We start from the raw sequence: 12,765 nt of genomic DNA, 5'->3' as shown, positions 1-12,765 counted from the left end.
CTCCCGGAGCGCGACGCCCCTCACCCCAGGAGCGGTACCGAGGCGATGTGCTGGCCAACCCCAAGGCATCCGGGCGCACGCCGTCGAAGAAGACGACCGTGGAGAAGGACATGGTCCTCGAAGATCCGTCCAGTGGTTTCGTCGGGGCGGTCGTGCGTTGGGAGAACGGGCTCGTCGTGTTGGAGGACCGACGCGGCAAGACGCGCTCCTTCCCGCTCGGCCCCGGCCTGTGGTTGGAGGGGCAGCCGGTCGATCTGGTCGCCGGCCCGCGCGCCAAGACGCCCCGGTCGCTCACGCACACCGCTTCGGGAAGCCGCCGGACGCCGGCGTCGGAGCAGCGGGCCAAGGTGGCGCTCCCGAGCCGTATCTACGTGGAGGGACGCCACGACGCCGAGCTCGTGGAGAAGATCTGGGGTGACGACCTGCGTCACGTGGGCGTCGTCGTCGAGTACCTGGGCGGTATCGACGATCTGGACGCGATCGTGCGGGACTTCGCACCCGAGAAGGGACGTCGTCTCGGCGTCCTGGTGGACCATCTGGTGCAGGGCACCAAGGAGACCCGCATCGTGGACGCGGTCGCCCGCGGCCCGTACGCCGACCACGTGTTCGTCACCGGGCATCGGTTCGTCGACATCTGGGAGGCGGTGCTTCCCCAACGCGTCGGTCTGACCGAATGGCCCCACATTCCCAAGGGGACCGACTGGAAATCGGGCATCTGCGCCCATCTGGGGCTTCCAGCGCGCGATCAGAAGGACATCGCCCGTGCATGGCAGGCGATCCTGGCCCGTGTCGAGAGTTGGGAACATCTGGATCGAAGGCTGGTCACCGAGGTCGAGAAACTCATCGACTTCGTCACCCAGGACGGGTGGTGAGGGGGCGCTCGCTACCCTTGTCGACATGCCGAACAGTGCAGAGCCTCTGGACACCGCCGGGATCCTCGAATTGATGAGGGCGGTCGCCGGCGACGTCATCCGTCCGCGGTGGCGTGGTCTCGGCCGCGGTGACATCAGCGAGAAGGCCCCCGGTGATGTCGTGACCGTGGCCGACCGGGAGTCGGAGCTGCGTCTCACCCAAGAACTCACTGCGGCCTTCCCGCATGCCCTTGTGGTCGGGGAGGAGGCGGTCTCAGCAGACCCGGAGCTGCTGGTGGACAGTCATCTGGCCGAGCATGTGTTCTACGTCGATCCCGTCGACGGCACACGACAGTTCATCCAGGGGAGCCCCGACTACGCCGTCATGATCGGCGAGATCCGACGCGGCGAGATCACCCGCGCGTGGGTGCTGCAACCCGAGCACGACCGTGCCTACATGGCGGAGAAAGGTGCCGGAACGTTCAGCGCAGAGGGAGAACAACTCCACTTGTGTGGGCAGGGCACGCGCGACCTGCATGGGGCCACGTCGGTGCCACACGTCCTGCAGGACGAGACTCTCGCCCGTCACATCAACCGGGTGGGGATCTGCTGTGGCGTCGACTACCCGGATCTGGTGGTGGGTCTGCAGGACTTCCTGCTCTACCAGCAGCCCAAGCCGTGGGATCACGTTCCGGGGGCCCTGCTCGTCACCGAGGCCGGTGGAGCCGTGGTGACTGGTGAGGGGGAACGATATGTGGGTCAGCCCGCGTCGATGCTCCTGGCGACGTGTGGTGCAGACACCATGGACCATGCGCGTGAGCGTCTCATCACGAGGTTCGCCTGACCGATACAGTTCGCCTGACCGATACAGGGGGAAGGCGAAGAAAGCCGGTCGTTAGACAACGATTGGATAACCGGATCGTCGGCTCTTCCCGTCAAGGCTTACCAGCCGGTAGTGTCCCGCTCATGAATGAACGCGATGACGCTTCGGGGCACCAAAAGGCGCAAGCTCTTGTTGAGATCAAGGGAGTCAACAAGCATTTTGGTGACTTCCAGGCGTTGACGGACATCAATGTGTCGATTCCTCGCGGGCAGGTGGTCATCGTCGTCGGCCCCTCCGGATCGGGCAAGTCGACGCTGTGCCGCACCATCAACCGTCTGGAGACGATCGACGACGGCGGCACCATCACGATCGACGGCACGGCCCTGCCCGAGGAGGGCAAGGCCCTGGCCAAGCTGCGTGCCGAGGTCGGCATGGTGTTCCAGTCGTTCAACCTGTTCGCCCACAAGACGATCCTGGAGAACGTGACGCTCGGCCCGATCAGGGTCAAGGGCGTTTCCAAGAAGGACGCCGAGGAGCAGGCGATGAAGCTGCTCGACCGCGTCGGCGTCGCCCACCAGGCCAAGAAGATGCCCGCTCAGCTCTCGGGCGGCCAGCAGCAGCGTGTCGCCATCGCGCGGGCGCTGGCGATGAAGCCCAAGATCATGCTCTTCGACGAGCCGACCTCGGCGCTGGACCCCGAGATGGTCCAGGAGGTGCTGGACGTCATGACCGACCTGGCGAAGGAGGGCATGACGATGGTGGTGGTGACCCACGAGATGGGGTTCGCCCGCAAGGCCGGTGACCGTCTGCTGTTCATGGCCGACGGCAAGATCCTCGAAGACACGACGCCGGACCAGTTCTTCACCGAGCCCGAGACCTCGCGCGCCAAGGACTTCCTCAGCAAGATCCTGAGCCACTGAACCGATCCACCCCCAACCTCATATCCACACTCACGCCGCACGACCAAAGGAGATCCCCATGCGACGTTTCCGATTCCTCGCCGCGACCGCCGCGGCCGGCCTGATGCTCACCGCGACCGCCTGCGCGCCCTCCAGTCAGGGCGGTGACGAAGGTGGCGACGGCGAAACCCTGCGCATCGGCATCAAGTTCGACCAGCCCGGTCTCGGTTTCCGTGCCGGCAACGCCGATCCCGAGGGCTTCGACACCGATGTGGCCCGCTACGTGGCGAGCGAGCTCGGTTTCCCCGAGGACAAGATCGAATGGGTCCAGACCCCGTCCGCCAACCGCGAGAACGCCCTGGAGAACGGTGAGGTCGACATGATCCTCGCCACCTACTCGATCACCGATGAACGCAAGGAGCGCGTCGACTTCGCCGGCCCGTACTTCGTCGCCGGACAGGACCTGCTCGTTCGTTCGGATGAGAACGCCATCAAGGGGCCCGAGGATCTCAACGGCAAGAACCTCTGCTCGGTCACCGGCTCCACCTCGGCCCAGAAGATCAAGGACGAGTACGCCGAGGGCGTCAACCTCGTCGAGCAGGCCGGGTACGCCGAGTGCGTGACCATCCTCGAAGCCGGTCAGGTGGACGCGGTGACCACCGATGACATCATCCTCGCCGGGCTGGCGGCGGCCGATGCCAACAAGGGCAAGTTCAAGGTCGTCGGCAACGCCTTCACCGAGGAGCGCTACGGCGTCGGCCTGCCCAAGGGCTCGGACAAGTGCGCCGACATCAACGCCGCCATCGAGAAGATGAAGGAGGACGGCAAGTGGCAGGAAGCCCTCGACACCGCCACTGAGGGCACCGGCTACGAGCCCGACGCCGAGCTCAACGACAACGCCGAGATGGAGTCCTGCTCCTGATCGACCCGGCCCGGCCCGAGTGGGCCGGGCCCCACGGCGGCGTCCTGAAGCAGGACCCGCCGACGCAGTCCCAGGCAGGAAGGATCTCGACTCATGGGAGAACTGCTCAGCCAGTACGACGTACTGGGAGCGTTCTGGATGAACATCAAGTTGACGGTGCTCGCGGCCGTCGGCTCGTTCGTGATCGGCTTGGTGTTGGCGCTGTGCCGCATCTCACCGATCGGGTCGCTGCAGAAGTTCGGTGCGGCCTACGTGAACATCGTTCGGAACACACCGCTGACCATCATCATGGTGATCGGCGTGCTCGGTGTCTGGAGCCAGCTGCAGGTGCAGTTGTCGTCGGACTTCGACTTCAACTTCTTCCTCTATGCGGTGGCCTGCCTCAGCCTCTACCATGCGTCGTTCGTGTGTGAGGCGATCCGCTCGGGCGTCAACACCGTGCCGCTCGGGCAGGCCGAGGCCGCCCGGGCGATCGGTCTTCCCTTCATGGACGCGGCGCGTCTGGTGATCCTCCCGCAGGCGCTGCGCGGCGCGGTGACGCCCCTCGGCAACACCCTGATCGCGCTCACGAAGAACTCGACCGTGGCCGCCGCCGCGTCGGTGGCCGAGGTCTCGGGGATGATGAAGACGATGATGGAGTTCCGCCCCGACGTGATGGTGTTCATCTTCTGCATCGTCGCGTTGGGCTTCTGCCTGATCGTGATCCCGATCGGCATCTGCACCACGTGGCTCTCCGACCGATTGGCGGTGGCTCGATGAGCGCACAACCCACAGTCCTGTTCGATGCCCCCGGGCCCCGGGGACGCAGGAACATCCTCTTGCTCAACATCGTCGGCGTCCTGCTGGTGGTGGGCCTGATCGTCAAGGTCCTGGTCGACCTCGCACAGAAGGGCCAACTCGCCGGCCACCTGTGGATCAACGCCATCAACGGCGCGGCCTGGCAGGACTACCTGCTGCCCGGTCTGCAGTTCACCCTCCAGGCCGCTGCGATCTCGGTGGCCACCTCACTGGTGTTCGGACTCGCGTTCGGGTTCCTGCGTCTTGCGCCGTTCGCGGTCATCCGCTGGGGCGCGAGCATCATCGTGGAGTTCCTGCGCGCCGTGCCGGTGCTGGTGATGATGGTGTTCCTGTACACCGCGCTCGCGCAGGTCTCTCGCACCACCGGCGCCATCGCGGCGGAGGACTCCCCGTACTACGCGGTGATCATCGGCCTGACGCTGTACAACGGCTCGGTCATCGCCGAGTTGATCCGTTCGGGCGTCAACGGTCTGCCGAAGGGGCAGCGCGAGGCGGCGTCGGCGATCGGTATGACGCGGAACCAGTCGCTGCTGCTGGTGGAGGTGCCCCAGGCCATCACCGCGATGATGCCGTCGCTGCTCAGCCAGATCGTCATCATCATCAAGGACTCCGCGCTCGGCTACCTGATCGGTTTCTACGAGCTGCTCCAGTACTCCCGTCAGCTCGGGTCGGGGCAGGGCAACATGTTGCAGGCCCTGGTGGTGGCGGCTCTGGTGTTCATCGTGTTGAACACGGTTCTGACGCTCGTGGCCCGGTGGCTGGCCGGACGCCTGTCGTCGCGCACCAGTGGTGCCACGGCGCTCAAGCCGGGGCCGGCCGGATCCTCGGCCCCGCATCTGTGATGTGAGCCTTTGGGGTGCCGTGCCCGTGGGACGTGGCGCGCCGCCCATCACGAGTGGCCTCAAGCGGCCATTCGAATCGCTGCGATGATGAGGTCTGCACACGCTGCAGCGTCGTGGTGTGCTCCTGCAATATCGTCATGCAGCGGGCGAGGTGGTGCAGGCCAGCACTGCGACCTTTGGCTGTGCGGCAGTCCCATTCCTATCCCTGGCGGGTCAGTTGTGTCAGGTGGGCGCACAGTCGTTCCACCGGCTCGGGGTAGCCATCCCCGTAGGTGCGGTAGAACCCGGCTTCAGAGACCCTCGCCGGGTTGGCCTCGATCGGCCCGAGAGGGCCGATCTCGTTGACGTATCTGATCGCCTCGCCTGCCCAGTCCGGCGACCATGGGTTGGCCATGTTGCCGTAGGAGCCCAGCCTCTCGACCACCACCTGCCACAGATGACCCGTGCCCCAAGGGTCAGACAGCTCGTCAAAGCCTCCGACGTGAGTGGCCCACAACGCTTGGCAGAACATGATCTCATCCGGCGCTGTCATCCACACCCCCAGCGTGGGGTTGATCGGACCGGCGAAATCACCACCCAACAGCGCCACCCACACAGCCATGGTCTCGGCCCAGGTGGGCCCGCGATACTCAGCCCACGGGCCCCGGCTGTATATCCGATCCGTCAATGACGAATCCAAGAACCCGTGACGTGCGGGTTCGTGGAGCGGAGAGCGCTCCCACGGGCCGACGCTCAAGGACTCGGCTGCGACCCGACCGTGGTGGACGTCGTCGATGAAGTCGGCCGCGGGTTGGTCCAGGGGCCACCTGTACACCTGCGGCTCATCCTCGTTTCGGCGTAGCGTGAGCGCGGTGCAGGATTCACTGCTCCACGCCCCGAGCATGGACCACTGCTCGAACAAGCCGTTGCTGAACAGCTCGCGCACCCGAGGCGTCAGGTCGAACCATTCCCTGTCATCCACGTCATCCCCCTTTGTCGACGTGTGCGGGCTGAGACTTCACCGAAAATTTATCGGAAGGTGATCGGCAACTGCGGTCGTCCGCCGGGGTCGGTCGGCGCGGGGTCGTCGGCGTGGGAGAGTTCGTCGATCGCCATGCCGAACCGCGTGACGCCTGCGGCGTCGGTCACCGGGCCGCGGCTGCAGATCACGCGGTCGGCCGGTTGCTGGCCACGGGCCGGGCGCAGGAGCCCGAGCATGGTGTGCACGCCATCGGGCCAGCCCTCGGCGACATCGGCGGCGGTGAGCCCTTCGAGGGCGTCGTCGCGGGAATCCACCAGATCTCCGACCACCACGAGATGCGCGGCCGGGATGGCCACGACGGCATCGGATTCACAGCGGCCCCCGACTTGGACCACCTCGAGCCACAGGTCACCGAGCGACACGCTGGCGGCGCCGGCGAAGGGTCTGTTCGGGGCGGGGTGGTCCTGCGCGTCCTCGGTCAGTGACCACTGCCCGAGCGTCGTCAGATCCTCGAACGCGGCCAACGAACCGGCATGCGCGGCCCCGGTGACCACCACATGGGTGAGGGGCGCATCGGTCACCTCATCCACGGCGTTCCGCACGGTGGCGGCATCGGTCGCGTTCCGGCCGGGATCGATGAGTGCTGCCGCTTCGGTGCCGACCACCAGCGTCGCCGTGGTCGGTACCGCCCCGGGAACCGTGCAGGTGTGGACGCCGCGTGCGAGCTCGGTCCAGATGATCGGGGTGTCTGAAGCAGGGCCTGAGGTCATGGGACAACGGTAGTCCGGACGGCGCGCGGACTGCGAAAGCCGATCCACGTCGCTACACTGGCCCCCTGTGTGATTGGCACTCGCTCTGCGTGAGTGCCAGATGTCGACGTGCTGGGTCTCGTTGAACAAGCCACTCGATGAACAAGCCACGCGATGAACAAGCCACGCGATGAACAAGCCAGGAGGGAGGGACGATGGTCGACGATCGCAAGCTGTCGGTGCTGAAGGCCATCGTCAGCGACTACGTCTCCAGCCGTGAACCCGTCGGCTCCAAGGCCCTCGTGGAACGGCACAACCTCGGGGTGTCCCCGGCCACGGTGCGCAACGACATGGCGTCGCTGGAGGAGGAGGGCTACATCGCCCAGCCCCACACCAGCGCCGGACGCGTCCCCACCGACAAGGGCTACCGCCTCTTCGTCGACCGGCTGGCCACGGTCAAACCACTCTCGGGCCCCGAACGTCGCGCCATCAGCACCTTCCTCTCCGGTGCGGCGGACGTCGACGACATCGTGATCCGCACCGTGCGTCTGCTGGCGGAGATCACCCAGCAGGTCGCGATCGTGCAGTACCCGGTGCTCGACAGCTCCACGGTGCGGCACGTGGAACTGGTCTCCATGAGCACCGAGCGGGTCCTGGTGATCGCCATCAGCTCCACCGGCCGCATCGAACAGCGCACGCTCGAGATCGGTGCACACACCGAGGACGACCTCGCGGAATGGAAACAACAGATCAACCGTGTGGTCGAGGGACAACAGGTCTCCGAAGCGGTCACCGCCCTCGGGGCATTCCTGGACCAGCGTGACGACGGACAGAGTGACGACGGACAGAGTGACGCCACGCGCCACGCGCCCGGTCTCACCGCCTGCGGCAGTGCGGTGCTCGACATGCTCAGCACCGGCGCCCCGCGTCGCGTCGTGGTGGGGGGAGTGCCCAACCTGACCCGCTTCGGCCCCGAATTCCTCACCACCATGGGGCCGGTGCTCGAAGCACTCGAAGAACAGGTCGTACTGCTGCGGCTCCTGGGGGAGTCCACCTCGCCGGAGGAGGTCACCGTCCGCATCGGGCAGGAGAACCCCTACACGGAGTTGCAGACGACATCGGTGGTTTCCGCCGGGTACGGTGCGAGCGATGACGCGTGGGCGGCGCTCGGCATCGTCGGCCCGACCCGGATGGACTACCCCTCGGCGATGGGCTCGGTACGCGCCGTCGCCCGCTACCTCGGACGATTCCTCAACGAAGGGTGACGATGACCGACTACTACGAGGTTCTGGGTGTCTCCCGTGACGCCACGGCCGAACAGATCAAGAAGGCCTACCGGCGTGCGGCGATGAAGTACCACCCGGACGTCAACTCCGAAGCCGATGCCGCGGAGAAGTTCAAGAAGATCTCCGAGGCGTATGAGGTCCTCAGCGACGACAACAAGCGTGCCGTCTACGATCGCGGCGGCGACCCCAAGCACGGCGGTGGCTTCAGCGGTTTCGACGGGTTCGGCGCCGGTGGCTTCGACTTCACCAACCTGATGGACGCCATGTTCGGCCAGCAGGGCGGACGCGGGCCCCGCTCGCGCGTGCGCCGCGGCCAGGACGCGCTGGTGCGCACCAAGCTCGACCTGTACGAAGCGGTGTTCGGCACCCGCAAGAAGGTGTCGGTGGACACCGCCGTCCTGTGTGGACGCTGCCAGGGCTCGGGCGCGGCCGAGGGTTCCGAGCCGGTCACGTGCAAGGTCTGCCATGGCCGGGGCGAGATCGTGCAGACCCAGCGTTCCTTCCTCGGCGATGTGCGCACCACCTCGGCCTGCCCGCAGTGCCGCGGCTACGGCAGCGTCATCCCGAACCCGTGCATCGAATGTGACGGTGAGGGCCGGGTGCGCTCGCGTCGCGACATCACGGTGAAGATCCCCGCGGGCGTCGACACCGGCAACCGCATCCACCTGGCCTCCCAAGGCGAGGTCGGCCCCGGCGGCGGCCCCGCCGGTGACCTCTACGTCGAGCTGCTGGTCAACGAACACCCGGTGTTCCACCGCGACGGCGACAACCTCGAGATGGAACTCTCGGTGCCGATGACCGCTGCGGCCCTCGGCACCGAGGTGACCGTCGAGACGCTCGAATACGAGTGGAGCGAGAGCCCCGAGGAAGATCGGATCGCCCACATCGAGGTGCCGGCCGGCACCCAGTCGGGCACGCGGGTCACCCTGCCCGGGCGCGGCGTCCCCAATCTGCGTGGGAAAGGACGCGGCGACCTCGGGGTCACGTTCCGCGTCGCCACCCCCACCCGGCTCAATGCCGAACAGACCCGGCTCCTGCAGGAGCTCGCCGAGCTCCGCGATGAGACCGACCCGCAGCCCGATGTGCACAAACGCGAAGCCGGCAAGGGCTTCTTCGACCGGATCAAGGAGTCGTTCCGCTGACCAGGCCACTGTTTCTCGGCGAGCTGCCCGCCGAGCCCCACATCGGGGACACCGTCGAACTGCGCGGCAGCGAGGGACGCCACGCGGCCGTCGTGCGCCGCATCGGCGTCGGTGAACAGGTGATGATCGGAGCCGGGGACGGGCGCGTCGTGCACGGCACCGTCACCGAGGCCGAGAAGTCCGGGCTCGTGGTGTGCATCGACGAGATCGTCGAAGCCACCCCCGAGGCACGTCCGATCACCGTGGTCCAAGCACTGGCCAAGGGTGATCGGGCAGAGCTCGCGGTCGAGACCATGACCGAGGTCGGAGTGACGCGCATCCGCCCGTGGCAGGCGTCCCGCTGCATCGTCAAATGGCAGGGCGACCGCGGCGCCAAGGCCCTCAATCGGTGGCGCAGCACCGCACGTGAGGCCACCAAGCAGTCCCGGCGCGTCCGCGTCCCGGAGATCACCGAGCCGGTCACCACCAACCAGTTGTGCCAGGAGGTCGCCGACGCCACCGAACCGGTCACGGTGCTGGTGCTCCACGAGAGTGCCGAACCCGGCTTCGGCGGGGTCGACCTTCCAAGCAGGGGCGAGATCATCCTCGTGGTGGGCCCCGAGGGCGGCATCACCGACGAGGAACTCGACCGCTTCGTCGAGGTCGGCGCCCACCCGGTGTGCATCAGCGACGGCGTCCTGCGCACCTCGACCGCCGGGGCGGCCGCCACGGCGATCCTGCGCTGCCCCTGATCTTCGACGTCCCTGATCTCGATGCCCCTGATCTCGATGCCCCTGGCCTCGACACTCATGGCTTTGACGTTCATGGCCTAGACTCGGCGAGTCCCCGTCGGGGGATGTGGACCGGTGGCCCGTGCTACGACAGGAGATTCGATGCGTTCGGTGTGGTTGCCGTTGTCGATGCTCGCGGCGGTCGTCGTCGCCTTCATCGCGTTGAACCCGGTCAATGGGACGCATTCCGAATGCCAGGGGCAGACGTGCGTGGTGACGATGGACGGCATCGAATCCAAGGTGAACGTGCTCGGCGTCGATCTGAAGTTCTACGGATCCGATGGTCGTGTGGCGTTCTTCGGCGCCGGCGGCAAGAGTTATGGCTGTCAGCGGGGAGAGACGGTCGAGATGCCGCAGCTTGAGCTGACGTGCACCGATATCGGATCGGACATCGTGCGGATGGACGTGAAGCGGAGCACCACGTGAGTGACGACGCCCAGAGCCGTGGTTTCGGCTTCTCCATTGGCGCGCGCCTGTCCGAGACGTCCTCGCTGACCGACGCCGGAGGCCGCACCGGCGTCATCGAGACCCCGCACGGCACCATCCGGACCCCGGCCTTCATCGCGGTCGGCACCAAGGCGACCGTCAAGACCGTGACCCCCGAACAGGTCGCCGAGGTGGGCGCCCAGGCGGTGCTCGCGAACGCCTACCACCTCTACCTGCAGCCGGGGAGCGACCTGATCGATGAGGCCGGCGGTCTGGGGGCCTTCATGCACTGGGACGGCCCCACCTTCACCGATTCGGGCGGCTTCCAGGTGATGAGCTTGGGCGTCGGATTCAAGAAGATCATCCAGATGGAGGCGGGGCAGGGGCCCGACGACGAGGCGATGGCCGCCGACAGAGAACGCCTCGCCGTCGTGGATGACGACGGTGTCACCTTCAAATCCCACCTGGATGGGACGAAGCACCGGTTCACCCCCGAGGTGTCGATGCGGGTGCAGCACCAGATCGGCGCAGACATCATGTTCGCCTTCGACGAGCTCACCACGTTGATGAACACCCGCGGCTATCAGGAGAAGTCGCTGGAGCGCACCCGGCTGTGGGCCGAGCGTTGTCTGGCCGAGCACCGGCGTCTCACCGAGGAACGCTCCCACCGGCCGTATCAGGCGCTGTTCGGCGTCCTCCAGGGGGCGCAGTACGAGGATCTGCGACGCAAGGCCGCCCGGGACCTCGGCTCCATGGAGATCGACGGGCAGATGTTCGACGGATTCGGCATCGGGGGAGCCCTCGAGAAGCACAACCTGGGCACCATCGTGGACTGGGTCTGCAGCGAACTCCCCGAGGACAAACCCCGGCACCTGCTGGGGATCTCCGAACCCGAGGACTTCTTCGCAGCCATCGAGGCCGGCGCGGACACCTTCGACTGCGTACAGCCCTCGCGCGTCGCCCGCAACGCGGCGATCTACCACCCCGATGGGCGGTTCAACATCAACACCGCGCCGAACCGTCGCAACTTTGAACCGATCGATCCCGGCTGCTCGTGCTACACATGCCGCAACTACTCGCGTGCCTACCTGCATCACCTGTTCAAGGCCAAGGAGATGCTCGGCTTCACCCTGGCGACCATCCACAACGAGCACTTCACGATCGATCTGGTGGACCGCATCCGGGCCAGCATCGAAAACGGCGACTTCGCCGAGTTCCGAGACGAATTCCTGGGGCGTTTCCATGCGCGACGCGCGGGAGTATCCTCTGACGCGTGAATCTGGGCCCGAGGCGAGTCGTAGCCGATGTCGACACCGGAATCGATGACGCCTGCGCGCTGAGCTGGCTGGCCGGAACCGGTGGAGTGGAGCTGATGGCCTGCACGACGGTCTCGGGCAACACCACCGCCGAACTCGCCGCCCGCAACACCGCTGCGGTCCTCGACGCCTGCGGCGTCAACGACGTACCGGTGGTGGTGGGGAACACCGTGCCGCGGGAGGTCCCACTGGTCACGACGCCGGAGACGCACGGCCCCACGGGGCTGGGCCACGCGCACGTCCCCGAACGGCCCGACAGGATCGCCGACGCCGACTTCCTCGAGGTGTGGCGGGACGCCCTCGACGCGCCGCCCGAGGGGTACGCGGGGGCCATCGTCCCACCCACGACGCTGCTGCTCACCGGCCCGTTGACGAACCTCGCCGACGCCCTGGACCGCGACCCGGATCTGGTGGAACGTTTCGACCAGATCGTCATCATGGGCGGCAGCTTCGACCACCCCGGAAACACCACCGATCGGGCCGAGTGGAACACCTGGTGCGATCCCCACGCCGCGGCCCGCGTGTACGAGCACTTCACGGGCCGCCCCGAAGCGGACCTGCCGATCGTGTGCGGGCTCGACATCACCGAGACCGTCGAGATGCACCCGGCACACCTGCGGGGTTACTGCTCGTCGGCGGGTGTGCCGGAACCACGGCTGCGTCCCGGCGAGGTGGAGGAGTACGAGTGTCGGCTCCCGGTGCTGACGCTGCTGGTGAACGCGCTGCAGTTCTACTTCCAGTTCCACCTGGACCACGACGGCCAGTACATCGTGCACGTCCATGACCTGCTGGCCGCCGTGCTCATCGGAGGGAGGGTCACCTTCGAGACCGAATTGGTGGGCGTACACGTCGGTATCGAGGGGGATGCTCGTGGGGCGACCGAGATCACCCCGGCACCGGCCGCAGCCCGACGCGTGAGGCACGTGGACTCCGGTGCTGTGTTCGTGGACTGGGGACGGGCGCTGCGCAGCTTCCGCTGA

At 66.7% G+C, this 12,765-nt stretch carries 14 protein-coding genes; 12 read left to right on the top strand and 2 right to left on the bottom strand.

Annotation, left to right across the window (positions count from 1 at the left end; all coding sequences use genetic code 11):
• The first annotated feature begins 47 nt into the window (after positions 1–47).
• The 6 genes from FB460_RS02810 to FB460_RS02785 all read left to right on the top strand — a co-directional run bounded on the left by FB460_RS02810 (position 48) and on the right by FB460_RS02785 (position 5,135).
• On the top strand, positions 48–872 hold the full coding sequence (locus tag FB460_RS02810) for a DUF3097 family protein (RefSeq protein ID WP_425466970.1): 825 nt from the start codon (positions 48–50) through the stop codon (positions 870–872).
• Between the two features lie 25 nt (positions 873–897).
• The gene (locus FB460_RS02805; RefSeq protein WP_142092581.1) at positions 898–1,695 is read left to right on the top strand and encodes an inositol monophosphatase family protein; all 798 of its coding nucleotides are present in this window, start codon (positions 898–900) and stop codon (positions 1,693–1,695) included.
• A 122-nt stretch (positions 1,696–1,817) separates the two neighbouring features.
• Entirely contained in the window at positions 1,818–2,594 is a 777-nt protein-coding gene (locus tag FB460_RS02800) for an amino acid ABC transporter ATP-binding protein (RefSeq protein WP_142092580.1), read from the top strand.
• Between the two features lie 58 nt (positions 2,595–2,652).
• The gene (locus FB460_RS02795) at positions 2,653–3,495 is read left to right on the top strand and encodes a glutamate ABC transporter substrate-binding protein (RefSeq protein ID WP_142092579.1); all 843 of its coding nucleotides are present in this window, start codon (positions 2,653–2,655) and stop codon (positions 3,493–3,495) included.
• Positions 3,496–3,588: 93 nt separating this feature from the next.
• Positions 3,589–4,254, top strand: coding sequence for an amino acid ABC transporter permease (locus FB460_RS02790; RefSeq protein ID WP_142092578.1), 666 nt, complete (start codon positions 3,589–3,591; stop codon positions 4,252–4,254).
• Complete coding sequence (locus FB460_RS02785) at positions 4,251–5,135, top strand: amino acid ABC transporter permease (protein WP_142092577.1); 885 nt, start codon at positions 4,251–4,253, stop codon at positions 5,133–5,135. The genes FB460_RS02790 and FB460_RS02785 overlap by 4 nt, the downstream gene beginning before the upstream one ends.
• Before the next feature lie 199 nt (positions 5,136–5,334).
• Here the strand turns inward: FB460_RS02785 and FB460_RS02780 are convergent, their stop codons facing one another.
• A complete protein-coding gene (locus FB460_RS02780) occupies positions 5,335–6,096 on the bottom strand; it encodes a hypothetical protein (RefSeq protein ID WP_142092576.1) in 762 nt (253 codons plus the stop codon).
• Positions 6,097–6,143: 47 nt separating this feature from the next.
• Positions 6,144–6,866, bottom strand: a complete 723-nt coding sequence (locus FB460_RS02775) for an MBL fold metallo-hydrolase (RefSeq protein WP_142092575.1) — start codon at positions 6,864–6,866, stop codon at positions 6,144–6,146.
• Positions 6,867–7,060: 194 nt separating this feature from the next.
• Between FB460_RS02775 and hrcA the strand changes: the two genes are divergently transcribed.
• The 6 genes from hrcA (at position 7,061) to FB460_RS02745 (ending at position 12,765) form a co-directional block, all read left to right on the top strand.
• Positions 7,061–8,110: a heat-inducible transcriptional repressor HrcA gene (gene hrcA / locus FB460_RS02770; protein WP_142092574.1), complete on the top strand. Its 1,050-nt coding sequence runs from the start codon at positions 7,061–7,063 to the stop codon at positions 8,108–8,110.
• A gap of 2 nt (positions 8,111–8,112) precedes the next feature.
• Positions 8,113–9,273, top strand: coding sequence for a molecular chaperone DnaJ (dnaJ, locus tag FB460_RS02765; protein WP_142092573.1), 1,161 nt, complete (start codon positions 8,113–8,115; stop codon positions 9,271–9,273).
• Positions 9,270–10,004: a 16S rRNA (uracil(1498)-N(3))-methyltransferase gene (locus FB460_RS02760; protein WP_142092572.1), complete on the top strand. Its 735-nt coding sequence runs from the start codon at positions 9,270–9,272 to the stop codon at positions 10,002–10,004. The genes dnaJ and FB460_RS02760 overlap by 4 nt, the downstream gene beginning before the upstream one ends.
• A 141-nt stretch (positions 10,005–10,145) precedes the next feature.
• The gene (locus tag FB460_RS02755; protein WP_142092571.1) at positions 10,146–10,469 is read left to right on the top strand and encodes a hypothetical protein; all 324 of its coding nucleotides are present in this window, start codon (positions 10,146–10,148) and stop codon (positions 10,467–10,469) included.
• Positions 10,466–11,746, top strand: a complete 1,281-nt coding sequence (gene tgt / locus FB460_RS02750) for a tRNA guanosine(34) transglycosylase Tgt (RefSeq protein ID WP_425466953.1) — start codon at positions 10,466–10,468, stop codon at positions 11,744–11,746. The genes FB460_RS02755 and tgt overlap by 4 nt, the downstream gene beginning before the upstream one ends.
• The gene (locus FB460_RS02745) at positions 11,743–12,765 is read left to right on the top strand and encodes a nucleoside hydrolase (RefSeq protein WP_142092570.1); all 1,023 of its coding nucleotides are present in this window, start codon (positions 11,743–11,745) and stop codon (positions 12,763–12,765) included. Before tgt ends, FB460_RS02745 begins: the two co-directional genes overlap by 4 nt.

This window comes from Propioniferax innocua, assembly GCF_006716235.1.
In the GTDB taxonomy this organism is placed as follows: Bacteria; Actinomycetota; Actinomycetes; order Propionibacteriales; family Propionibacteriaceae; genus Propioniferax; species Propioniferax innocua.
Note: the sequence above shows the minus strand (reverse complement) of the source record. Positions and strands in the feature narration are given on the sequence as shown.